The following is a 21,427-nucleotide window of genomic DNA, read 5'->3' on the forward strand; positions in this document are numbered from 1 at the left end:
TCCCGCCTGCCCTTTGTTGACTCTGCCCCCTTGCGCGCGGCGCATCGGGGCTTTTTTGTCGCAAAATATCCCCGCCGGAGGCTCCCGCAGCCGCCACCGGCACCCCACGACAAAGGGGCGCGCAGGTTTCTCCCACACGCCCCTCATTTTTGGGCCTCATTTTTGGGCCTCGCTTTTGGGTCTGGTTTTATGGCGCCCCGTTGTGGCCCCCAGACCCCTTAGTCGATGGCTTTGAAGTTCAGCGCCGCGCCATCCTTGATCCCCGAGAACCAGCGCGCGGTGACGGTTTTGGTCTTGGTGTAGAACTTGAACGCGTCCGGCCCGTATTGGTTGAGATCCCCGAAGGCGGATTTTTTCCAACCACCAAAGGAATAGTAGGACAGCGGCACGGGGATCGGGAAGTTGATGCCCACCATGCCCACATTCACACGGCTGGCAAAATCGCGCGCCACATCGCCGTCGGCGGTGTAAATCGCGGTGCCATTGCCGTATTCGTTGTCCATCACCAGATCCAGCGCTTCCTCGTATTCTTGGGCGCGCACCATCGACAGCACGGGGCCAAAGACCTCCTGCTGGTAGATGTCCATGTCGGGGGTGACGTTATCAAACAGCGTCGGCCCGACAAAGAAACCGTCCTCATAGCCCTGCAGGCTGAATGCGCGCCCATCGGTCACCAGCGTCGCGCCCTGCGCCACGCCACTGTCGATCAGACCCAGAATCCGGTCTTTGGCAGCTTTGGTGATGACCGGACCGTAGTCCACATCGTCGCCCGCGGTATAGGGGGCCACTTTCAGCTTTTCGATCTTGGGGACCAGCTTCTCGACCAGCTTGTCCGCCGTGTCCTTGCCAACCGGAACGGCCACGGAAATCGCCATGCAGCGTTCCCCCGCAGCGCCGTAGCCCGCGCCGATCAGCGCATCGGCGGCCTTGTCGAGGTCGGCGTCGGGCATGATGATCATGTGGTTCTTCGCGCCGCCAAAACATTGCGCGCGTTTGCCATTCGTCGCCGCCCGGCCGTAGATATATTGCGCAATCGGGGTCGATCCGACAAAACCGACCGCCTGGATGGTCTCATTGTCCAAAAGCGTGTCCACCGTCAGCTTGTCACCGTTGATCACCTGCAAGACGCCTTCGGGCAGGCCCGCCTGCGTGAACAGCTCGGCCAGACGCATGGCCGTCGAGGGGCAGCGCTCGGAGGGCTTGAGGATCATCGCATTGCCACAGGCAATCGCAGGGGCCATTTTCCACAGCGGGATCATCGCGGGGAAGTTGAAGGGCGTGATACCCGCCACAACACCCAGCGGCTGGCGCATCGAATACAGGTCAATACCGGTGCCGGCGCTATCGGTAAACTCGCCTTTCAATTGCGCAGGCAGACCCATGCAGACTTCGACCACTTCCAGACCACGCTGGATGTCGCCCTTGGCATCGGGAATGGTTTTGCCGTGCTCGCGGCTGATCAATTCCGCCAGCTCGTCCATATGTTCGTTGATGAGCGCACCGAATTTCATGAATACGCGGGCACGGCGCTGCGGGTTGGTCGCCGCCCATGCCACCTGCGCCGCGGCAGCTTTTTCGATCGCGGCTTCGACTTCTTCAACGCTGGCCAGCGCGACTTGCGCCTGCACTTCGCCGGTGGCGGGGTTGTAGATATCCGCGAAATTGCCCGAGGTGCCCTCGATGTTCTGCGCGTTGACGTAATGACCGATGGTTTTCATGCAAATTCTCCCTGATTGTCCAAAAGACCAATTGATTGCCCGCATCCTACCCTTGCAAAAACGCGGCCAAAAGGATCAAATCTCCAAAAAGGTTTTGCAAGAATTCAGTCACGAGCAGGAGAACACCCCCACCATGCAATGGGATGATTTGCGCATCTTTCTGGCCGTCGCGCGTACCGAAAGCCTGTCTGGCGCGGGACGGGTTTTGAAAAACGACCCCGCCACGGTGGGACGACGCATCACGCGACTGGAAGAGGACCTCGGCGCGACGCTGTTTACCAAATCCCCGCAGGGCTACGCGCTCACCACCGAAGGCGAACGGCTTCTGGCCCATGCCGAAACGGCTGAAACCGCTGTGCGCGCGGGGGCGGATGATGTCGCGGGACGCTCGGACCAACTTTCCGGCGTGATCCGCCTTGGCGCGCCGGATGGCTGCGCGAACTACCTCTTGCCGGGCGTGTGCAATCGCATTTCGCTCGAGCATCCCGATCTGGAAATTCAGGTCGTCGCCCTCCCCCGCGTGTTCAACCTGTCCAAACGCGAAGCGGATCTGGCCATTGCGGTCTCCGCGCCGGTGGCCGGTCGCCTGACGGTGCAAAAGATCACCGACTACAAACTCTCGCTGGCCGCCTCGCGGCGCTACCTGCGCCGCGCCGGACCGCTCGAAAGTCTAGACGATCTGAAAAACCACCGCGTTGTGGGCTATATTCCCGACATGATCTTCGACAAGGAACTCGATTATCTGGCTGAAACCGGCACCGAGCGCGCCGGTCTGGCGTCCAACTCGGTGGCGGTGCAGTTCAACTTTCTGCGCGCGGGGGCTGGCGTCGGGATCGTGCATGACTTTGCCCTGCCCTCGGCACCGATCCTCAACCGGGTGCTCACCAATGCCTTCAGCCTCACGCGCGCCTTCTATCTGATCCGCTACGCCGATGACCGGAAAGTCGAACGATTGAACAGGTTTGCAGCGTTGCTCACAGAATATACGCGCGAGGAAGTGCAGCGGCTTGAATCGGCCACAACCGACGATTGAACTATTGACAACAGGGGGGGCTCTGACCAACGCTTGATCGGTAAATCGTCGATTAACGGGAGGAAAAGCGATGATCGTCAGCCAGATTCTGAGTGCGAAGTCCGAAGGCACCGAAACGGAAGCGGTCTTTACCGTCCGCCCCGACATGACTATCGCAGATGCAGCCGAACTGTTGTCGGCGCGCCGCATCGGGGCGGTGATCGTCTCCGAGGACGGCACCCATCCGCTGGGCATCCTGTCCGAGCGCGATATCGTGCGCGAACTGGGCCGCGAAGGGGCCACGGTGCTTGCGCGTCAGGTCAAGGATCTCATGACCAGCAAGCTCAAATCCTGCACCCCCGACATGAGCGCGCTCGATGTGCTGGAAAAAATGTCCGAAGGCCGCTTTCGCCACATGCCCGTGATGATCGGCGAAGAGATGGTTGGCCTCGTGTCCATCGGCGATGTGGTCAAAGCGCGCCTGAGCCAGCTTTCGATGGAAAAAGATGCCCTCGAAGGCATGATCATGGGGCATTAACGCCCCGGGGGACCTCTCGGGTGCGCGCCTGGACGCAGGATACAGCGACCTGAGAGATCTTCGACCAAATGACAGCCCAGAACGCCGGTTCTGCCTTGCATCTTCGGGCGCAATATTGTTGCGTGGCCTCAAGCAGGGAGGCTGACATGCGGATCGGACTATATCCGGGGACTTTCGACCCCGTCACTTTGGGACACCTCGATATCATCCGGCGCGCCTGTGCGCTGGTGGATCGTCTGGTGATTGGCGTTGCTGTCAACAGTGGCAAAGGTCCGCTGTTTTCACTCGACGAGCGCGTGCAGATGCTCGAAGCCGAAGCCAAACATATTTCCGCCGCAACGGGCTGTGACATCCTCGTCCACCCGTTCGACAATCTTCTGATCCACTGTGCACGCGATGTGAATGCGTCGATCATCATTCGCGGGCTGCGCGCCGTTGCGGATTTCGAGTATGAATATCAAATGGTTGGCATGAACCGTGCGCTAGACAGCACTGTCGAGACCGTTTTCCTCATGGCAGAAGCCCGCCATCAGGCCATCGCCTCGAAACTGGTCAAGGAAATCGCACGCCTCGACGGGGATGTGTCGAAATTCGTCACCCCCGAGGTCGAAAGCCGGCTGCACGCCAAGCTTGCCGCGGGCTGATCATCCCAGCGTGGTGAAAAACGCCACAAGCCCGCGCAGCACCGCATCCACCGCCACGGCCGCAAGGATGATGCCCATGATCCGGCTGACAATCGCGGCGCCCGAGGCGCCGATCAACCGCAGGATCGGCCCTGCGAGCAGCAGGATCACCAAGGTGATGCCCAAAACCACGGCCATCACCGCCGAAGTCATCGCCTGATGCGCCATTGAAAAGCGGTCGTTGTCGGTCAACAGAACCACCGACAACATCGCCCCCGGTGAGGCAATCGAGGGAATCGCCAGCGGATAGACCGATGCCGCGCCAATGGCCCCCTCTTCCTCCATCTCGCGCGCTGGTTTGCCATCGCCAAAGATCATCGTCAGCGCGAAGAGGAACAGCACGATGCCCCCCGCGATCTGGAAGCTTGGCAAGCCAAGGCCCAGGGCTTCCAGCACCACCTGCCCTGCGACCAGAAAAAACATGAGCACCACAAAGGCGGTCAGGACTGCGCGCACCGCGACCCGTTTTCGCGCCAGCCCCCCCATGCCTGCGGTCACCGCCAAAAACACGGGCAGCGTTCCGATCGGGTCGATGACGACCCAAAGCGTGATGAATTCCTGTAAAATCGTAGAGAGTGTCGGCACGCGGCACCTGTTTAGGGTTTGGGGTCTTTCAACGCCCCAAAGTGGCGCAAATCGACGAGCTATCGGGGAACTCAGCGGCGCACCGCAGATGATTGCGACATAAGCGCTTTTGGCAGCAGAACAAGGCGGGCATAAAAAAACACCCCGCAGGAGCGGGGTGTTTCAATCGTCAGAAATATCTGGCGCTTAGAGCAGTTTGCCCATCGCAACAGCCGTGTCGGCCATGCGGTTGGAAAAGCCCCATTCGTTGTCATACCAGCTCAGGATACGCACCATCGTGCCCTCCATGACTTTGGTCTGATCCATGTGAAAGACCGAAGAATGGCTGTCGTGGTTGAAATCCGAGGACACGAGCGGCGCGTCGGTGTAGCCCAGAACGCCTTTGAGCGGGCCGTCAGCTGCCGCGCGGATCGCGTTCTGGATTTCTTCGACAGTGGTTTCGCGCGCCGCTTCAAAGGTGAGATCGACGACCGAAACATTCGGCGTGGGAACGCGGATCGCGACACCGTCGAGCTTGCCGTTCAACTCGGGCAGCACCAGACCCACGGCCTTGGCCGCGCCGGTGGAGGTCGGGATCATCGACAGGGCCGCCGCGCGCGCGCGGTAGAGGTCCTTGTGCATCGTGTCCAGCGTCGGCTGGTCGCCGGTGTAGCTGTGGATCGTCGTCATAAAGCCTTTGACGATGCCGATGCTGTCGTTGAGCACTTTGGCAACGGGCGAGAGGCAGTTGGTGGTGCAGGAGGCGTTGGACACGATAATGTCGTCTTTGGTCAGAACGTCGTGGTTCACACCGTAAACGATTGTTTTATCAGCGCCTTTCGAGGGAGCCGAGACCAGAACGCGGCTCGCGCCGTTTTCAAGGTGGATCGACGCCTTGTCTTTATCGGTGAAGATGCCGGTGCATTCGAGCACGATGTCGATGTGGCCCCAGGGCAATTCTGCGGGGTTGCGGATCGCTGTCACTTCGATCGGACCACGTCCAACGTCGATGGTGGTCTCTGTGTGCGCCACTTTTTGCGGAAAGCGACCATGCACCGAGTCGTATTGCAGCAGATGGGCGTTGGTGGCGACGGGGCCCAGATCGTTGATGGCCACCACTTCGATATCGGTGCGGCCCGATTCAACGATGGCGCGCAGCACGTTGCGACCGATGCGACCAAACCCGTTAATTGCGACTTTCACGGCCATGTCAGATCCTCCTAGGACAGAATTATGCGGTGCCTGCCAGATGCAGCCACTTCCGTTAACGCTAACATGGCGATCTGTGCGAAAAGGTCAACCAAAGTTTGCCATGTCGGACTGCCGGATATGCGCAAAATCGCCTAGCGCCAGAAGGCCACCCACCACAAGACATCCGTAAAGCGGCGCGCCATGAACAGGGTCGCGGCCCAGTGGTTGAACACCCCGTCGAGAAACAACAATAGAATAAGAAGGATGCCCAGTCCGATTGCGATGCGGTCTGTCATAGGATCTGGCCTGCGGTTGCGAAATGCTCGCGCGACTGTCGCAAAACCGCTTGCAAAAGGGAACCCGCAACTGGCGTGAAATCCGGTATGAACGCCGGCCCGAACCGGCAGGCAAGATCGCGGGCCAAAGGCGAAAAAGGGCGTACACCGCCTTGTGCACGCCCCGTCCCGTTCCAAAATCCGATCAAAAGCCGCCTTAGTGCAGCAAGCGCCCCATCGCGGCGGCGACATCGGCCATGCGGCTCGAAAAGCCCCATTCGTTGTCATACCAGGCCAGCACGCGCACCGTGCGCCCGCCCACCACTTTGGTTTGCTCGGGCGCGAAGGTGCAGGACGCAGTGGTGTGGTTGAAATCAATGGAAACTTTGGCCTCGGGATCATAGGACAACACAGCGCCCATATGGCCCATCGCGGCTTCGCGGACGATTTCGTTCACGTCGTTCACCGTCACATCGCGTCCCGCTTCAAAGGTCAGATCAACGCAAGACACATTGGGGGTCGGCACGCGAATCGAGGTGCCATCCAGTTTTCCGGCCAGCTCCGGCAGCACCTCGCCCAGCGCCTTTGCCGCGCCCGTCGAGGTCGGGATCATCGCCATCGCCGCTGCGCGGGCGCGGTAAAGGTCCGAGTGGCGGCGGTCCAGCGTCGGCTGATCACCCGTGTAGCTGTGAATGGTGGTCATGATGCCGCGCTCGATGCCGATGGTGTCGTTCAGCACCTTGGCGAGCGGCGCAAGGCAATTGGTGGTGCAGGATCCGTTGGACACCAGACGATCATCCGCCAGAAGCGAGCGGTGGTTCACACCGTACACAATCGTCTTGTCGACGTTGGTTGCAGGGGCGGAAATCAGCACTTTCTTTGCCCCGCGCTCAAGGTGGATTGCGGATTTCCCGCCATCATTGAACTTTCCCGAACATTCCAGAACAACGTCCACACCAGACCAGTCCAACTCTTCGGGATTGTAGGTCGACATGACATCCATCGGGCCGCGTCCGATATCCATCGTGTTGCCCGAAACCTTGACGGTGCCGCCAAAACGCCCGTGCACGGAATCGTATTTCAACAGATGTGCATTGGTTTCAATCGGGCCGGTGGCGTTGATCCGCACGACCTGCACATCGTTGCGAGCGCTCTCGGCAATATGGGCCAAGGTGCAACGTCCGATGCGGCCAAACCCGTTGATCCCCAAAGTGATGGTCATGCGATCTTTCTCCGTTCTCGCGCGCCCAAAGGACTGGCTTTGGCGCGTCATATCCGTTGGCGCTGGTATACGCGGGGGAACGGAGGTCAGAAAGTCGTTTAGCGCCAACATGTTAGCGTAAACATGCCATGTTAGCGCAATCTTAACCTTTATGAAGACGCCTTTAGGTGGCTTTGAAAGGCTGCCACGAGTTTCGCGTCTTCTTTGGCGGCCTCGGGAATCGCCGAACGCGCCGCTTTCCAGCCGGTGGTATTGGCGCGACAATGCCAGAACTGCCCTGAAACCTGTGCGAAGGGAAACAGCGGGCCAGAGGGGCGGTGCACCGACCATTCGAACCGGTCCGCCAGCGCGCCACGCGTCAGACACCATTTCGGCGGGCAGGGTTTCTCACCTGCCACCGTCCGGCTGTGCGCAGCCTGAGGCTGGGCGGTTTGCGCCACCGCAGGATACGCCCAATGCCCCTCCAGCTTGGCCAGACCAAAGCGCGATGCCGCCGCAGCCTCGTAAATGTTCGATCCGGACACAGGCGCAACCATCTCGTCGATATCAACGGCCAGAACACCTTTGGCCCGGGCAAAAAACCGCCAGCGCGCCAGTTGCATCATGCTGACTTGCAGGAATTTGGAGGGGACAACAAACTTCCCCCCCGCCTTGTCGCCGTAGGGAAACGGACAGGACACGATGGCCACGGATTTCAACCCCGTCTCGTCGCGCAACCGCGCCCCAAGAGCTGCCATATCAAAGGCCGTCGTCCCGTTGTCAAACAGCAGATAGCCCTCCATCCCATGCGCAGACACATGATAGCGCGCCCAATCCACGATCCAGTCCGGCGGCGTGTCCTTGGACATGTGAAAGCCGACATTCTGACCCAAAAACAAGGGGCTGGTGCTCTCGTGGACGGCGACCTCAAAATGCTGATCCGCCATATCCAATGTCAACGCCTTGCCCTGCGGACAGACCACATCAATCACCTCATAGCGCAGGGACCGGCGGTGTTGGCGAATACGCGCCGCTTTGCCCCCGACCCCAAGCCCCGCGCGCAGGTCGTCGCGCAGGTTCAACAACCGAGGGCACAGCAGCCGCACGATTTTGCTCTCGCCAAGGCGAAACGCATCGTAAATCAGCGTGTGCCGGTCAAAGGCGGCCTCGTATTTGGCCGTCCGCTTGCCCGCCGCCAGCGGAAAGTCGCGCAAAATCGCACTGTCTTGCGACAGTCGCACGCCAGAAATATCGGGAAACGCCAATGTTGCGGTCATCTAAACACCCTTGCGGCCATAAAAAAACGAGCGGACACAGACATGCCCGCTCGCCTGAGATGTAACGTCGAAAAGCTTAGCCAATCAATGCTTTGGCTTGCGCAGCCACGTTTTCAGCCGTGATGCCGAACTGTTCGTACAGTTCGGAGGCCGGCGCCGAGGCCCCAAAGCCGCTCATGCCGACAAAGGCTTGCTTGGCCTCGCGGCCCCGCTCGCCCAGAAGCCAGCGATCCCAACCGCCCGCGCGCACGCCCGCTTCGACCGCGACCCGCACCGGACCCGGCGGCAGGATGCGGCGACGATAGGCATCGTCCTGCTCTGCAAACAGTTCCATCGAGGGCATGGACACAACGCGCGTGCCTATCCCGTCGGCTTGCAAAATGTCGCGCGCTTTCATCGCAATCTCGACTTCCGATCCGGTGGCAATCAGGATCGCCTGACGCTTGCCCTCGGCTTCGGCCAACACATAAGCGCCCATCGACACGAGGTTCTTGGTCTTATGTTCGGTGCGCAGCGTCGGCAGGTTCTGACGCGAGAGCGCCATGACCGAAGGCGTGCCCGATTGCGTCAGCGCGATTTCCCACGCTTCAGCGGTTTCGACCGTATCGCAGGGACGGAAAGTCAGCGTGTTGGGGGTCGCGCGGCAGATCGCCAGATGCTCGACCGGCTGGTGGGTCGGGCCATCTTCGCCCAGACCGATGGAGTCGTGGGTCATCACATAGACCACCGGCTGTTCCATCAGCGCCGACAAACGCATCGCAGGGCGCGCGTAATCGGTAAAGCAAAAGAACGTGCCGCCGTAGGGGCGCACGCCGCCGTGCAGCGCCATGCCGTTCATCGCCGCCGCCATACCGTGCTCGCGGATGCCGTAGTAGACATAGCGGCCTTTGCGGTTTTCGATGTCAAACGTGCCCAGATCTGCCGTCAGAGTGTTGTTCGAGCCCGTAAGATCCGCCGAACCGCCGATGGTTTCGGGCAGCACGGGGTTGACGACTTCCAGCACCATTTCGGACGATTTACGGGTGGCAACCTTGGGCTGGCCTTCGGAGACCTGCTTTTTGAGCGCGCGGATCACCGAGGACAGCTTTTTGGGGGCTTCGCCTGCAAAGGTGCGGGCGAATTCGGCCTGACGCTGGGCGGATTGCTCTTCGAGGCGGGCTTCCCACTCGACGCGCTCCTTGCGGCCTTTCGCGCCGACCTCTTCCCACCACGATTTGATGTCGGCGGGGATTTCAAAGGCGGGGGAGGTCCAGCCATAGGCGTCTTTGGTCGACGCAATTGCGTCAGCCGCCGTAATGGCACCGTGACCTTTGGAGGTATCCTGCGCGGGCGAGCCGATCGCGATATGGGTTTTGCAGGCAATCATCGACGGCTTGGACGATTTCTTCGCCGCTTCGATCGCTTCGTCAATCGCGACCGGATCGTGACCGTCGATTTCCTGCACATGCCAGCCTGCCGCCTTGAACCGCATGGGCTGGTCGGTACGGTCGGAAATATCCACAGCGCCGTCGATGGTGATGCTGTTGTGATCCCAGAACACGACCAGCTTGCCCAGTTTTTGACGACCGGCAAGGGCGATGGCCTCCTGGCTGACGCCCTCCATCAGGCAACCGTCACCGGCGATGACATAGGTGTGGTGGTCTTGCAGTTTCTTGCCGAACCGCGCCCGCAGGTGCTCTTCGGCGATGGCAAAGCCGACCGAGTTGGAAATGCCCTGCCCCAGCGGCCCCGTCGTCACCTCGACACCGTCAAGATGGGTGTTCTCGGGGTGGCCTGCGGTGCGCGCGCCCCACTGGCGGAAGTTCTTGATCTGCTCAAGCGTCACCTGCTCGTAGCCGGTGAGATACAAAAGCGAGTAGATCAGCATCGAGCCGTGACCCGCCGACAGGATAAAGCGGTCGCGATCTGCCCAAAGCGGCGCGGCCGCGTCGAATTTGAGGTGCTTGGAGAACAGCACGGTGGCCACATCGGCCATGCCCATGGGCATACCGGAGTGACCCGAATTGGCGGCAGCGACCGCATCCAGCGTCAAGGTGCGAATGGCAGCGGCGCGCATCCAGTGGTCAGGGTGCGCCTCGCGCAACGTAGCGATATCCACGGGTGTTCCTCCTCTTGAAACAGAGCAATGGCTTTTTTCGTTGCGCCTCTGATAGCAAACGAGTGCGGAAGATCAAGCGAATGGGGCGCCTCGGGCGCTCAAACGCCGCCCAAAGCGATCAAACCTGTGCAATCAAACGCCGCTTGGCGCAAAACGCCAATCCACCGCCGAACTGTGGACATGCCCGCGCCTTGCGCTAGCCTTTCGATTCGAGGCATGATTTAAACACCGAAAGCTTGTCAGGTGGTCCTGCGGCCGGTTTGCGCCGTCAGGACCTGCGAGCAACAGGATGCAGAGCACCGCAGATCAACATGCGGGAAAGCGAAGGCGAAAGATAAATGGGCGATCAGCATGAGTGATTTTTCGCAATACGAGGCGCGCATCAACGCCGCCCTTGAACGGATCGGCAGCGGGCTGGACACAGCTCTTGAGGCCGCGCGCGCCCCGCAAGGCGGCATTTCGACCGAAGCGATGGAAGAAGAAATGGGCCGTCTGCGCGAGACGCTCGAGGCCGAGCGTGCCGAAAAAGCCCAGCTTGTCTCCCGCGTCAAGGCGATCAAGGACCGGCAGGAATTGCATGTCACGACCCTGGAAAAAGAAGTAGAGAACCTGCGCAAACAACTGATGTCGCAAGATATCTCGGCCCAGCGCCTCAAGGCCGTCAACGACCAGCTGCGCGCCAATTCCGCCGAATTGCGCGCGGCTTGCGAAACGGGTGTTGTGGACGCGCATTTGATCAACAAGTCCATGCTGGGCGAGTTGGACGGCCTGCGGGCCAGCCGCGACGCCGATAGCAGCGAAATCGAAGCCATTCTGGCCGAATTGCGCCCCTTTGTCAGCGACGCGGCCCCAACCCTGCCCCCCCAGACCTTGACCGCCCAGACCTTGACCGCCCAGCCCCTGCCCGACCAGACCCTACCCGTCCAAACGCCGCCCGAGGAGGACACCGATGCCTGAGATCCAAGTCACAATCGGCGGTCGTGAATATGAAGTGGCCTGTCAGGAGGGCGAACAGCACTTCTTGCAATCTGCTGCGGCGCTTCTGGATGGCGAAGCCTCTGTTCTGGCGGGGGCCATCGGACGCCTCCCCGAAGCGCGCATGCTGCTGATGGCAGGGCTGATGCTGGCCGATAAAACCGCCGGCATGGACGAACAGCTGAAATCGCTTGAGAAAAAGCTCGCCGCCCAAGAGGCAACGATTGCCGAGTTGCGCGACCGCCCCGACCCCGAGCCGACCCGTGTCGAAGTGCCCGTGGTGCCCCAAAGCGTCACCGACAGCTTTGCCGAAATCGCCGCCCGCGCCGAAGCCCTTGCCGCCTCTCTCGAAGAGCGCAGCGCCGGATAGCGCGCCTGCCGCCACCATCTGCCAAAAGCCGCCGGTTTGCGACACGGGACCGGCGGCTTTTCGCTGCCCGACGATCGCGCCACTCGCCCCTGCGCGCTGACCGCCTATCTGAGGCGAAGACAGCACATTCCTGGAGGTCCCGATGTCTCTTTTTCCCAAGCTTGCCACCGCCCTTGGCGCGATTGCCCTGAGCGCAAGCGCAGCCGCCGCCCAAGACAGCGCAGCCCAAGACAGCGGGCCCGCCCAAATCGCCCCGCCCTCGCCTGTGCATTTCACCTGCGAGCGCGGCGTCAAAATAGATGCGGTTTTCACCGGGGATGTCGCGGCGGTGCTGGTCGAGGGGCGCCTCATCAGCCTTAGCCGTGCGCAATCGGCCTCCGGCGCGCGCTACAGCTTTCCCGGCGGTTCGGGCTATGATTTCTGGACCAAAGGCGACACCGCACGGCTTGACTGGTTCGACGCAGAAATCGGTGAAAGCGTGACGCTCTACGCCCGGTGCAAAACCGACCCCGCCTGACCTTGCGTTTCAGAGGATGTCGATGGGAACGCGGGCGCTGAACCTGTGGCCCTCGTCATCCTGCCAGGCAAAATCGAACAGGCCGACACTGCCCGCCGCCCCGTCGATATGCGCCTCGAACACAAGCTCGGGATCCGGCGACACCCCCGGCTCGAAGCGCACGTCAATCACGGTCTCGCCGTTGAAAAGACAGGAAAATGAATGGATGATGGCGCGCGGCACGATCTGCCCGTCATCCCCCGCTCGACGCCCCGTTTCCATCGGGTGACACAGCGCCGCGCGCACCGCCACGCAGGCGCCCGACCTGGCCGATTTGGGCAGGGTGACCTTTGGCGTGCTCTGGCGTGGACCGCGGTTCAGGCGCGCGCGCAGCGCCGTGGCGCCTGTGTCGGGCGCGGGGCGTTCTGGCGGGGTCTCAGCCACGACGCGCCCCCGCGTCAGTACTCCTGCGCGCGCCCGTCTCAGTTCGCATAACCGCCGCCCGACAGCGAAACGGCGGTTTCAAGCTGCACAAAGCGGTTCGGCTCGATCTCCGCGACCAACACCAGATCCTGCACCGCATCTGCGCCCCGCTCCGGTGTGTCTTGCGTCCCAAGCCGCACGCTCGTTTCAAACCGGCGCGCACCGGCACGCGGTCCAAAGCGCACATCCGCCAGCAAAACCGACGGCGCGCCTTTGGCAAAAAGCGCCAGCCTGCGGGCTTGAACGGCCTCCAGAACCACCGGCACACGGCGCGCATCGCCGATGATCTGCGGCAGTCCCAACCGCAGGCTGCCCGCAGAGGCCGCTTGGGGCACCACCCCGTTGGTATAGATCGCAATCGCATCGCCCATCGCCATCGCGGGACGCGCGGGCAAAAGCATCGCAGCCGTGGCTCCGAATCCCAAACTCAACACATCCCGACGCGTCAGCTTCAAAACATTCTCTCCTGCGACAGCCCGCATAGCGCCCTTGGCGCGTGGTTTGACCTTAACCTCCCTGCGCGCAGGTGCAACCGCCCCCGGATCGTCGCCCCGCTGGTACGCGGGATGCCTGCGCCGCCCGCCAAACCGGTCGCGCTCTTTCGCCGCTCGGTTGTGCATGCTAACTGCTGAGGGCCACAATGCAGCCAGAGGACCCCGACGTGAGCCCGACCACGCCCGACATGCCGCCCCAAGTCGCGCCCCGCGACGCCCCGTTCAGCCCGCAGCAGATCAGCGAGAGCGCGATGGACACCATGGTCGATCAGGCGCAAGCGGCGGCGGCCCTGTTGAAAGCGCTCAGCCATTCGGGGCGGCTGCAATTGTTGTGCCACCTTGTCACCGGCGAAAAAACCGTCACCGCGCTGGAACATCTGCTCGGCGCGCGCCAAGCCGCCGTAAGCCAGCAACTTGCGCGCCTGCGCAGCGACGGGATCGTCACGCCCCGCCGCGCGGGCAAGGCGATTTACTATTCGCTCACCGATCCGCGCGCTCAAGCCGTGCTCGAAACGCTGTACGACCAGTTTTGCGCCGCCCCAGACGCAAGCGCCCCCTAGTCCCCAAATCAGAGCGACCACAAAGGACAGACCATGGCTGACGCGCCGACCTACACCGATCTTGCGCAGGGCTTTACCCCCGCCCCCGAACATAGCCGCGATCTGCGCGATGCCTTTGGCCAATTTGCCACGGGCATCACCGTTGTCACCACCACAACGGCCCAGGGCCCGATTGGCATGACTGTCAATTCCTTTGCCTCCGTGTCGCTCGATCCGGCGCTTTTGCTCTGGTGTCCGGGCAAGTTTTCCAGCCGCTACGCCGCCTTCACCGCAGGCGCGCCCTTCGCGGTCCATGTGCTTGCCGCCGATCAGGAACCCATCGCGCGACAGCTCGCGGGGGACGGATATCTGTTCGACGGTCTGGACATGGCGCTCTCGCCCGCGGGCGTCCCCCTGATCGCAGGCTGCCTTGCACGGTTTGAATGCGTCCAGCACGATCTGGTTGACGCCGGAGACCACGCAATTGTCATCGGTCGCATCACCCGCGCGCATCACGAACCCGGCGAACCGCTTCTTTTCGTTTCGGGCCAGTATTCGCGCCGTGATGCCCTGAGCGCGGCCAAAGACGATGACTAACGCCCCCGAATTGTGGCACGACGATCTCGCGCTGCTGTGGCAAGAGGCATGGCACGCCCTCAGCCCCTCTGCGCCGCAAACGCCGCCACAGGCCCGCCGCGTCGTGCTGTCGACCCTGGACGCAGAGGGAGCGCCACAGGCGCGTATTCTGGTGCTGCGCCATGCCCGCGCCGACACGGCTATTGTCGAGATGCACACCGATGCGGCCACGCCAAAAGTTGCGCAAATCGCGCGGGATCCGCGCGCAAGCCTGACGTTTTGGGACGAAAGCCGCAGCCTGCAATTGCGCCTCACGGGCCGTGTCAGCGTGATCACCGGCGCACAGGCCCAAACCGCTTGGGACGCCGTGCCGGCCTTTGCCCGCGCCAATTACGGCGTTGAACCGATCCCCGGCCAGACCATCGCCACCCCCGCGGCTTTCGCGCGCACCCCCGATCCCGCGCGCTTTGCGGTGCTGCGCTTTGGCGTCGACACGCTGGATGCGGTCGTACTGTGCGACCCCCAACACCGACGGGCATTTTTCGAACGCTCCCGCCAGTTTTCTGGTGTTTGGTGCGCCCCCTAACCGCAAAAGGTCACCCCGCGCATGACACGCCCCCCGACAGATCAGACGACAGATCAGACGACAGCTCCAACGACACCCGCGCTGGAATTTGCCTTTGCCATCCGGGCCGAAATTGCGCCGCCGCGCTCGGGCGGGAAAAGCCCGCTGGGCGAGCGTCTGCATATTCCGATCACCGGTGGAACCGTGACCGGTCCGCGCTTGCGCGCGCGCATCTTGCCCGGCGGCTCGGACTGGCCCCTCATCACCCCTGACGGCACCAGCAAGATTTGTGCCGATTACACGATCGAGGCCGAGGATGGCACGCTCATTCTGGTCCATAACGAAGGGCTGCGCGCCTCCTCTGCCGAGGTCTTGGCACGGCTGCGCGCGGGTGAAAAAGTACGGCCCGAGGAGTTCTACTTTCGCTGTGCGCCGCGGTTTGACGTGGGCGACGGACCACATGCCTGGCTGCGCAGCACTTTGTTCGTCGGCTCGATTGCCCCCCAGGGCAATGTGATAGAAATCGACGTATTTGCAGTAACTTAACAGCCAAACGTCCAAGAACGGGCGGGGTTTCCCGCGCCCGTTCTTGTCGTCTTCGCCCGGATCAGGCGTTCGTTTCGCGCAACCAGGCGGCCATCGCGCGCAGCTTGTCTTCGGCGAGCGCACAATATTCCATCGACCGCAAATAGCCGTGGATCAATCCCTCGCCGCTGTCGCGCGTCACCGGCACGCCCGCCGCCTCCAGCGCATCGGCATAGGCCACACCACTGTCACGCAGCGGATCATTTTGCGCGACAGCCACATAGGCTGGCGGCAAATCGGCATGGCTTTCCGCCACCAAAGGCGCCACGAACGGATCGCTCGACAGCTTGCTCTCGTCGGGGCTGTACATGCGGTTAACCCCGTCCATGCCCTGCACCTTCAACAAGGGACCATCGGCATTTTCAATGTAGGAGGGGCGGGTTTGATCGAAATCACAGGCCGGATAGATCAACAGTTGCGCGCTAAGGGCCACGCCCTCCTCGCGGCATTTCAATGCCACAGCCGCCGCAATATTGCCCCCCGCACTATCGCCGCCAATCGCGATTTTCGCCGGATCGATGTTCAGCGTGCCCGCTTCGCGATGGGCCCATTGCGTCACCGCAAACACCTGTTGAAAGGCGGTCGGATAGGGGTTCTCAGGTGCCAGCCCGTAGTCGACCGAGATCACTGTCTGCCCGTTCCAGCCCGCAATACGCGCCGTGATATCCCAATGGGTTTCGGGCGAGCCTTGCATCCATGCGCCGCCATGCAGATAGATCAGCGCGGGTTGTGCGGCCGTGCCTGCGGCCCGAAAAACCCGCACGCGCACGGGCCCACCGTCGCTTTCAATCCAGTATTCACCATCCGTTTCCACCCCCTCGGGCGTGGGCAGGCGCATCTCGCGCGCGATCGCTTCGAATTTCAGACGGCGATCCTGCACGCTCGCCCCCTTGGGCAGGCTGGCCCATTTGCTGTCCCAAACTTCCAGAAAGCGGTAAATATCGGGGTTGATCATGCGAATATCCTCATTGCTTCGCGCCAGCCCGGCGTCCAGCGAGACATCATCGCGCAGGACAAACCGGACCATCATATCGCCAACATGGCGGCGTAATTTTTGCTGCCCCAGCGGGTTGAACAGATCATTTCCGAAGATTTGCGAGAAAGTAACCCGATTGGACACATTGAAATAGCTCATGGATGAAATCATCCAATGCAGCTCGACCGCGTCGAGGCCGCGTCGAAACAATCCCGCCGCACAGCCGCGCTGGTAGATGTCCTCAAGCAGCCTGATGACTGAAATGTTCTGGCCGGCCATTTCGTCGAGCATCGACATGTGACGCCCGTCATGCACGTTCTCGATCATCACCAGACGCACGAAATCCTCTGCCGATCGGTGGTGATCAAAGGTGAATTCGGCAAGCCTGCGCAGTGCTTCCACGGGAGGGACACCCCCCAGATCCAGAAGGTCCTCGCCCTTGCGCATGGCAATATAGGCGGATTCCAAAACGGCGCGATACAGACCGTCCTTGTCGCCAAAATAGTAATAAATCATGCGCTTTGAGGTCTCTGTACGATGCGCGATCTCCTCAATTCGCGCGCCGGACAGGCCACTTCGGGCAAAAATTTCGTAGGCCACCTTCAGGATATTGGCTTTGACCGCTTCCGGGTCCTGCTTCCATCCGCGGCGCGCTGCGCCCTCAGAAGATTGTGCCGGCTTTGATGATTTTGGCAGTGCGACGTCTGGCGTCTCATCCCTGTCCATTCCGACCTCCCTTTCGCAACGGTAGCCACAGACCTAGCACGGTTTTGCCTGTTTCGCCAAGTCCTCCAGCGCTTGCCGCTGCAAAACCAGCACACAATTAACCGAAACGAACATATGCTTGACACAATTAACCGTATGGAACATTGTGAGTCTCAACAGCCGAGTCGCAAGACCTGCAAAACAGGTCCCGACCTCGACAGCCCCAAATTCCGCATGAGACCATGTGCGGCCGGACGGGCCCTTTAGTGCAACACCGAAACCCTGGGGAGGAGCTTTCGATGACGTTCCAACGCACACATGGCACCTCTGGCGGCCAATTGGACTGCTTTCGCATTGGCCTTTTGGGGCATGGCATCGCCGCATCGCGCACCCCTAAAATGCACAGCGAAGAAGGCCGCGCGCAGGGCCTCGATTACAGCTACGAGCTGATCGACACGGCCAATGACCCGACCCCCGTCAGCGAGCTGCTCGACCAGATCGAGGCAGCGGGTTTTAGCGGTATCAACGTCACCTACCCCTACAAACGGCAGGTCATGGCCTCGCTCGACGTGATTTCGGATGCGGCCAAAGCGGTCGGCGCGGTCAACACCGTGCTGTTTCGCGATGGCAAGCGGTTCGGGCATAACACCGACTATTCGGGCTTTGCCGAAAGCTTCAAACGCGGTCTGCCCGATGCCGCGCGCGAGACGGTTTTGCTGCTTGGCGCGGGCGGTGCGGGCGGCGCAGTCGCCAATGCCTTGCTCGACGAAGGCGTGCAACATCTGCGCGTCTTTGATGTCTCCCCCGACACCGCGCAGGCCCTGGTCAGCGATCTGACCGCCCGTCTGGGCGCAGAGCGCGCGTCCCAGGCGCTTGATCCCGAAGCCGCCGCCGCAGAGGCGCAGGGCATCGTGAACGCATCCCCCGTGGGCATGGCCAAACTTCCCGGCCTGCCCCTGCCCCGCGCGGCCGTCCGCCCCGATCACTGGATCGCGGATGTGGTCTATTTTCCGCTGGAAACCGAATTTCTGGCGCTGGGCCGCAGCCTTGGCTGTGCGACCCTGCCCGGCTCCGGCATGGCCTTGTTCCAAGCCGTTCGGGCCTTTGAACTGTTTTCGGGACGCGCCGCTGATCCGGCGCGCATGCAGGCGGTGTTTGACAGCTTCTGACGCCGCCGCCCCACCAAAATCCGGCAAAACCCGGTAAAATTCGCAACCTAGGGAGGATAACGCGAATGACCTTCAAGAGCACTTTGATGGGTGCAGCCGCCGTGCTGAGCCTGACCGTTTCCGCAGGCACAGCCTTTGCACAGGACGCCGCGGAACTGATCTATTCCGACACGGTCGCAGACGCGGACCCGCGCTCCGAGCTGATCAAAACGGCCTTTGGCGACTGCCTGGCCGAAAGCCTGACCTTCCAGCCCTATCACGGTGCAACCCTGTTCAAGCAAGGCACCGAACTGACCGCCATGCAGCGCGGCAACCTCGACATGGCAAACCTCGCCATCTTTGACTTCTACAACCAGGTGCCCGCCGCGTCGATCCTTGGCACGGCCTATCTGTTTCGCGACTACGATCACATGCGCGCGGTGTACAATTCCGACGTGCTGGACGGTCTGATCGGCGACATCGAAGACGCAACGAAGATCAAGATCCTGTCGTGGCCCTACATCGGCACCCGTCACGTCAACATCAAAGGCGACAAGGATGTCCAGACCCCCGAGGACCTCGCCGGCGTGAAGCTGCGGATGCCCGGTGGTGAAGGCTGGCAATTCGTCGGCACGGCCCTTGGCGCGAACCCCACACCGATGGCCTTTACCGAAGTCTACACCGCCCTTCAAACCGGTGCGATTGACGGCCAGGACAACCCGCTTCCCGCCGATAAATCCATGAAGTTCTACGAAGTGACGGACCAGATCGTGCTGACCGGCCACCTGATCGCAAACAACATCTTTGCGATTTCGCAGTCCAAATGGGACTCGCTGGACGAGGCGCAACAGACCAGCGTTCAGGCCTGCGCAGACGACTTCGAAGCCGAACTGGATGCGATGACCATCGAACAGGAAGCCGAACTGGTGACCTTCATGGAAGACGAAGGCCTCAAGGTCTACGAACCCAACAAGGAAGCCTTCCGCAACCACGTGCTGCAACAGTACATGGACTCCGATTTCTCCAAAGACTGGCCCGAAGGTCTTCTGGACAAAATCAGCGCGCTCTAAGCGTCAATCCGGGGTTCGGCATCAGAGGTGCCGGGCCCTTCTTTTTCCTGTGGGAGGGGCGAAATGGACCGCATCAAGACCATTGCCGGCTGGCTGCAACGCCGGGCTGAAAACATACTTGCGCTGGTACTTGGCGCGCTTTTTCTAAGCTTTTTGATCCAGATCGTCTTTCGCTATCTGCTGGACCTGCCGCTGGGCTGGACCGTGGAATTCGTGGCGATTGCCTGGCTGTTCGGCATTCTGTTCGGCTATGCCTTCGTGGTGCACGAAAGCGATGTGATCCGCCTTGATATCATCTATGCTGCCTTGCCCAGCCCCGCACGCCGCGCGCTGGATGTGATCACCGGCCTGATCTGCGCGGGGATTTTTCTCTACACCCTGCCCGCCGTCATCGGCTTTGTGCAGTTCATGTCGATCGAGAAAACCGCCTATATGAAAATCCCCTTTGACTGGGTTTTCGCGATCTACATCCCCTTTGCCCTCTCGGTCATCATTCGCTCGCTTTACACCGTTTACATCGGCATTCGCGGCTCCGGCCCTGCCTTTGACACGCCCACTTCGGCAGGAACCCACGATTATGACTGATCCGTTTACCATTACGATCGTCCTGATCGCCTTCCTCGCCTTTGGCGGTCTGTCCATGGGGCTTGCCATGGTCTGCGGCGCCTCTGTGTATCTGATCCTCAAGGGCTTCGACCCGTCGATTGCGGCGGAAACCATGCTGCAGGGGCTGTTCAACAGCTACACGCTGCTGGCCATTCCGCTGTTCATCCTTGCCGCCGACATCATGAATATCGGCTCGCTGGCGGACAAGTTGCTGCGGTTCTCCCAAGCCGTCGTTGGCCGTTTCAAAGGCGGTCTGGGCCATGTCAACGTTGTCTCCTCGCTGATCTTTTCGGGCATGTCCGGCTCAGCGGTCGCGGATGCCGTCGGCATGGGCAAAATCATCATCAACATGATGACCAAGGACGGCAAATACACCAAATCCTACGCCGCAGCGATCACCGCCGCCTCGGCCACCATCGGCCCGATCATCCCCCCCTCGATCCCGATGGTGCTTTATGCGCTCGTTTCGGACCAATCGGTCGGCTACCTCTTTGCGGCAGGCATGGCGCCGGGGCTGTTGATGGGCGTGGTTTTGATGTTGATGAACTCGATCATCGCGCATCGTCGCAATTTTGAAACCGACACCTCCATTGCGATCCGTGAAATCCCTGCGATCACCTTTCAGGCAATCCCTGCGCTGTTGCTGCCGGTGATCCTGTTGGGGGGCATCTATTCGGGCGTGATGACCCCGACCGAAGCCGCTGCCGTTGCTGCCTTTTACGCGCTGGCGATCTCTGTGGTGCTCTACCGCTCGGTAAGCCTGCGCCAGTTCTATGCGACATTGCTTGGCTCGGCGCGCTCCACCGCGACCGTGGGCATCCTGATCGCGGGCGCTCTGGCCTTTCAATACGTTGTCACGCGCGAAAACGTGCCCGACTCGATCTCGGCCTTTGTCGGCCAGTATGACCTGTCGCCCGCAGGCTTTTTGCTGATGATCAACGTGCTGTTCCTCGTGCTGGGCTGCATTCTGGAATCCGGTGCGATCCTGCTGATCATCGTGCCGATTTTCATCCCCACCGCGCAGGCGCTTGGGATCGACATGGTCCATTTCGGTGTTGTGGTCGTGGTCAACGCGATGATCGGTCTGATCACCCCGCCCTACGGTCTGCTGCTCTTCATCGTGGCCTCGATCACCAAAGAGCCGATGGGCCGTATCATCCGCGACCTCATGCCCTTCCTGATCGCCCTGCTGGTCGCTCTGGGCATCATCACCTACGTGCCGGACTTCGTGCTCTTCTTGCCGCGTCTCATCGGCTATCAGGGCTAAAACTCTCTGGCCACC

General features: G+C 61.3%; 24 protein-coding genes. 14 read left to right on the forward strand and 10 right to left on the reverse strand.

All coding sequences use genetic code 11. The annotated features are described in order from the left end of the window. Positions 1-218: 218 nt before the first annotated feature. Positions 219-1,718, reverse strand: a complete 1,500-nt coding sequence (locus AQS8620_RS15165) for a CoA-acylating methylmalonate-semialdehyde dehydrogenase (RefSeq protein WP_085837856.1) — start codon at positions 1,716-1,718, stop codon at positions 219-221. 133 nt (positions 1,719-1,851) lie between these two features. On the opposite strand from AQS8620_RS15165, the gene AQS8620_RS15170 reads away from it, so the two are divergent. The 3 genes from AQS8620_RS15170 (at position 1,852) to coaD (ending at position 3,912) form a co-directional block, all read left to right on the forward strand. After that, entirely contained in the window at positions 1,852-2,751 is a 900-nt protein-coding gene (locus tag AQS8620_RS15170; RefSeq protein WP_085837899.1) for a LysR family transcriptional regulator, read from the forward strand. A 70-nt stretch (positions 2,752-2,821) separates the two neighbouring features. After that, positions 2,822-3,268: a CBS domain-containing protein gene (locus tag AQS8620_RS15175; protein WP_085837857.1), complete on the forward strand. Its 447-nt coding sequence runs from the start codon at positions 2,822-2,824 to the stop codon at positions 3,266-3,268. Positions 3,269-3,414: 146 nt separating this feature from the next. After that, complete coding sequence (gene coaD, locus AQS8620_RS15180; RefSeq protein ID WP_085837858.1) at positions 3,415-3,912, forward strand: pantetheine-phosphate adenylyltransferase; 498 nt, start codon at positions 3,415-3,417, stop codon at positions 3,910-3,912. Here the strand turns inward: coaD and AQS8620_RS15185 are convergent, their stop codons facing one another. From AQS8620_RS15185 to tkt, 6 genes are all read right to left on the reverse strand, one after another. Beyond that, positions 3,913-4,536: a MarC family protein gene (locus AQS8620_RS15185; RefSeq protein ID WP_085837859.1), complete on the reverse strand. Its 624-nt coding sequence runs from the start codon at positions 4,534-4,536 to the stop codon at positions 3,913-3,915. 186 nt (positions 4,537-4,722) lie between these two features. Further along, complete coding sequence (gap, locus tag AQS8620_RS15190; protein WP_085837860.1) at positions 4,723-5,724, reverse strand: type I glyceraldehyde-3-phosphate dehydrogenase; 1,002 nt, start codon at positions 5,722-5,724, stop codon at positions 4,723-4,725. A gap of 134 nt (positions 5,725-5,858) precedes the next feature. Beyond that, the gene (locus AQS8620_RS17165) at positions 5,859-6,002 is read right to left on the reverse strand and encodes a hypothetical protein (protein WP_200809642.1); all 144 of its coding nucleotides are present in this window, start codon (positions 6,000-6,002) and stop codon (positions 5,859-5,861) included. A 196-nt stretch (positions 6,003-6,198) separates the two neighbouring features. Beyond that, complete coding sequence (gene gap, locus AQS8620_RS15195; protein WP_085837861.1) at positions 6,199-7,203, reverse strand: type I glyceraldehyde-3-phosphate dehydrogenase; 1,005 nt, start codon at positions 7,201-7,203, stop codon at positions 6,199-6,201. Positions 7,204-7,352: 149 nt separating this feature from the next. Further along, entirely contained in the window at positions 7,353-8,459 is a 1,107-nt protein-coding gene (locus tag AQS8620_RS15200) for a hypothetical protein (RefSeq protein ID WP_085837862.1), read from the reverse strand. 76 nt (positions 8,460-8,535) lie between these two features. Continuing rightward, positions 8,536-10,557 carry a transketolase gene (tkt, locus tag AQS8620_RS15205; protein WP_085837863.1) on the reverse strand — a complete coding sequence of 674 codons (2,022 nt, stop codon included), beginning with the start codon at positions 10,555-10,557 and terminating at the stop codon, positions 8,536-8,538. Between the two features lie 351 nt (positions 10,558-10,908). Here tkt and AQS8620_RS15210 point away from each other — a divergent pair, with 351 nt between their 5' ends. The 3 genes from AQS8620_RS15210 to AQS8620_RS15220 all read left to right on the forward strand — a co-directional run bounded on the left by AQS8620_RS15210 (position 10,909) and on the right by AQS8620_RS15220 (position 12,419). Next, on the forward strand, positions 10,909-11,514 hold the full coding sequence (locus AQS8620_RS15210) for a hypothetical protein (RefSeq protein WP_085837864.1): 606 nt from the start codon (positions 10,909-10,911) through the stop codon (positions 11,512-11,514). Continuing rightward, on the forward strand, positions 11,507-11,902 hold the full coding sequence (locus AQS8620_RS15215) for a cell division protein ZapA (protein ID WP_085837865.1): 396 nt from the start codon (positions 11,507-11,509) through the stop codon (positions 11,900-11,902). Before AQS8620_RS15210 ends, AQS8620_RS15215 begins: the two co-directional genes overlap by 8 nt. A gap of 142 nt (positions 11,903-12,044) precedes the next feature. Next, on the forward strand, positions 12,045-12,419 hold the full coding sequence (locus tag AQS8620_RS15220) for an MliC family protein (RefSeq protein WP_085837866.1): 375 nt from the start codon (positions 12,045-12,047) through the stop codon (positions 12,417-12,419). 9 nt (positions 12,420-12,428) lie between these two features. Here AQS8620_RS15220 and AQS8620_RS15225 read toward each other — a convergent pair whose 3' ends face one another. Together AQS8620_RS15225 and AQS8620_RS16935 are read right to left on the reverse strand one after the other, a co-directional pair. Further along, complete coding sequence (locus tag AQS8620_RS15225) at positions 12,429-12,842, reverse strand: thiosulfate oxidation carrier complex protein SoxZ (protein WP_159453263.1); 414 nt, start codon at positions 12,840-12,842, stop codon at positions 12,429-12,431. Positions 12,843-12,880: 38 nt separating this feature from the next. Beyond that, positions 12,881-13,336 (reverse strand): thiosulfate oxidation carrier protein SoxY, encoded by a 456-nt coding sequence (locus AQS8620_RS16935; RefSeq protein ID WP_159453264.1) that lies wholly within the window; start codon positions 13,334-13,336, stop codon positions 12,881-12,883. Positions 13,337-13,626: 290 nt separating this feature from the next. On the opposite strand from AQS8620_RS16935, the gene AQS8620_RS15235 reads away from it, so the two are divergent. Genes AQS8620_RS15235 through AQS8620_RS15250 form a run of 4 tightly spaced genes read left to right on the forward strand, consistent with a single transcriptional unit; the run spans position 13,627 to position 15,601 of the window. After that, complete coding sequence (locus AQS8620_RS15235; RefSeq protein WP_234990514.1) at positions 13,627-13,935, forward strand: ArsR/SmtB family transcription factor; 309 nt, start codon at positions 13,627-13,629, stop codon at positions 13,933-13,935. A gap of 33 nt (positions 13,936-13,968) precedes the next feature. Continuing rightward, on the forward strand, positions 13,969-14,511 hold the full coding sequence (locus AQS8620_RS15240) for a flavin reductase family protein (RefSeq protein WP_085837869.1): 543 nt from the start codon (positions 13,969-13,971) through the stop codon (positions 14,509-14,511). Beyond that, positions 14,504-15,076 (forward strand): pyridoxamine 5'-phosphate oxidase family protein, encoded by a 573-nt coding sequence (locus tag AQS8620_RS15245; RefSeq protein WP_085837870.1) that lies wholly within the window; start codon positions 14,504-14,506, stop codon positions 15,074-15,076. The genes AQS8620_RS15240 and AQS8620_RS15245 overlap by 8 nt, the downstream gene beginning before the upstream one ends. 21 nt (positions 15,077-15,097) lie before the next feature. Beyond that, the gene (locus AQS8620_RS15250; protein WP_085837871.1) at positions 15,098-15,601 is read left to right on the forward strand and encodes a DUF3237 domain-containing protein; all 504 of its coding nucleotides are present in this window, start codon (positions 15,098-15,100) and stop codon (positions 15,599-15,601) included. 61 nt (positions 15,602-15,662) lie between these two features. Here the strand turns inward: AQS8620_RS15250 and AQS8620_RS15255 are convergent, their stop codons facing one another. Continuing rightward, a complete protein-coding gene (locus AQS8620_RS15255; protein WP_370737897.1) occupies positions 15,663-17,312 on the reverse strand; it encodes an alpha/beta hydrolase fold domain-containing protein in 1,650 nt (549 codons plus the stop codon). Positions 17,313-17,620: 308 nt separating this feature from the next. On the opposite strand from AQS8620_RS15255, the gene AQS8620_RS15260 reads away from it, so the two are divergent. The 4 genes from AQS8620_RS15260 (at position 17,621) to AQS8620_RS15275 (ending at position 21,412) form a co-directional block, all read left to right on the forward strand. Then, entirely contained in the window at positions 17,621-18,490 is an 870-nt protein-coding gene (locus tag AQS8620_RS15260) for a shikimate dehydrogenase (RefSeq protein WP_085837873.1), read from the forward strand. A 65-nt stretch (positions 18,491-18,555) separates the two neighbouring features. Beyond that, complete coding sequence (gene dctP, locus AQS8620_RS15265; RefSeq protein ID WP_085837874.1) at positions 18,556-19,539, forward strand: TRAP transporter substrate-binding protein DctP; 984 nt, start codon at positions 18,556-18,558, stop codon at positions 19,537-19,539. Between the two features lie 63 nt (positions 19,540-19,602). Next, complete coding sequence (locus AQS8620_RS15270) at positions 19,603-20,124, forward strand: TRAP transporter small permease (RefSeq protein WP_085837875.1); 522 nt, start codon at positions 19,603-19,605, stop codon at positions 20,122-20,124. After that, a complete protein-coding gene (locus tag AQS8620_RS15275; protein WP_085837876.1) occupies positions 20,117-21,412 on the forward strand; it encodes a TRAP transporter large permease in 1,296 nt (431 codons plus the stop codon). Before AQS8620_RS15270 ends, AQS8620_RS15275 begins: the two co-directional genes overlap by 8 nt. Positions 21,413-21,427: the final 15 nt, after the last annotated feature.

This window comes from Aquimixticola soesokkakensis (genome assembly GCF_900172375.1).
In the GTDB taxonomy this organism is placed as follows: Bacteria; Pseudomonadota; Alphaproteobacteria; order Rhodobacterales; family Rhodobacteraceae; genus Aquimixticola; species Aquimixticola soesokkakensis.

Excerpts from the sequence above, each read along its gene's own strand:
- gap (WP_085837861.1), bottom strand. The coding sequence starts at position 7,203 with ATGACCATCACTTTGGGGATCAACGGGTTTGGCCGCATCGGACGTTGC.
- AQS8620_RS15165 (WP_085837856.1), bottom strand. The coding sequence starts at position 1,718 with ATGAAAACCATCGGTCATTACGTCAACGCGCAGAACATCGAGGGCACC.
- AQS8620_RS15220 (WP_085837866.1), top strand. The coding sequence starts at position 12,045 with ATGTCTCTTTTTCCCAAGCTTGCCACCGCCCTTGGCGCGATTGCCCTG.
- AQS8620_RS17165 (WP_200809642.1), bottom strand. The coding sequence starts at position 6,002 with ATGACAGACCGCATCGCAATCGGACTGGGCATCCTTCTTATTCTATTG.
- coaD (WP_085837858.1), top strand. The coding sequence starts at position 3,415 with ATGCGGATCGGACTATATCCGGGGACTTTCGACCCCGTCACTTTGGGA.
- AQS8620_RS15240 (WP_085837869.1), top strand. The coding sequence starts at position 13,969 with ATGGCTGACGCGCCGACCTACACCGATCTTGCGCAGGGCTTTACCCCC.
- dctP (WP_085837874.1), top strand. The coding sequence starts at position 18,556 with ATGACCTTCAAGAGCACTTTGATGGGTGCAGCCGCCGTGCTGAGCCTG.
- AQS8620_RS15250 (WP_085837871.1), top strand. The coding sequence starts at position 15,098 with ATGACACGCCCCCCGACAGATCAGACGACAGATCAGACGACAGCTCCA.
- AQS8620_RS15200 (WP_085837862.1), bottom strand. The coding sequence starts at position 8,459 with ATGACCGCAACATTGGCGTTTCCCGATATTTCTGGCGTGCGACTGTCG.
- AQS8620_RS15170 (WP_085837899.1), top strand. The coding sequence starts at position 1,852 with ATGCAATGGGATGATTTGCGCATCTTTCTGGCCGTCGCGCGTACCGAA.
- AQS8620_RS15270 (WP_085837875.1), top strand. The coding sequence starts at position 19,603 with ATGGACCGCATCAAGACCATTGCCGGCTGGCTGCAACGCCGGGCTGAA.
- AQS8620_RS15210 (WP_085837864.1), top strand. The coding sequence starts at position 10,909 with ATGAGTGATTTTTCGCAATACGAGGCGCGCATCAACGCCGCCCTTGAA.
- AQS8620_RS15215 (WP_085837865.1), top strand. The coding sequence starts at position 11,507 with ATGCCTGAGATCCAAGTCACAATCGGCGGTCGTGAATATGAAGTGGCC.
- AQS8620_RS15235 (WP_234990514.1), top strand. The coding sequence starts at position 13,627 with ATGGACACCATGGTCGATCAGGCGCAAGCGGCGGCGGCCCTGTTGAAA.
- gap (WP_085837860.1), bottom strand. The coding sequence starts at position 5,724 with ATGGCCGTGAAAGTCGCAATTAACGGGTTTGGTCGCATCGGTCGCAAC.
- AQS8620_RS15275 (WP_085837876.1), top strand. The coding sequence starts at position 20,117 with ATGACTGATCCGTTTACCATTACGATCGTCCTGATCGCCTTCCTCGCC.
- AQS8620_RS15245 (WP_085837870.1), top strand. The coding sequence starts at position 14,504 with ATGACTAACGCCCCCGAATTGTGGCACGACGATCTCGCGCTGCTGTGG.
- AQS8620_RS15175 (WP_085837857.1), top strand. The coding sequence starts at position 2,822 with ATGATCGTCAGCCAGATTCTGAGTGCGAAGTCCGAAGGCACCGAAACG.
- AQS8620_RS15260 (WP_085837873.1), top strand. The coding sequence starts at position 17,621 with ATGACGTTCCAACGCACACATGGCACCTCTGGCGGCCAATTGGACTGC.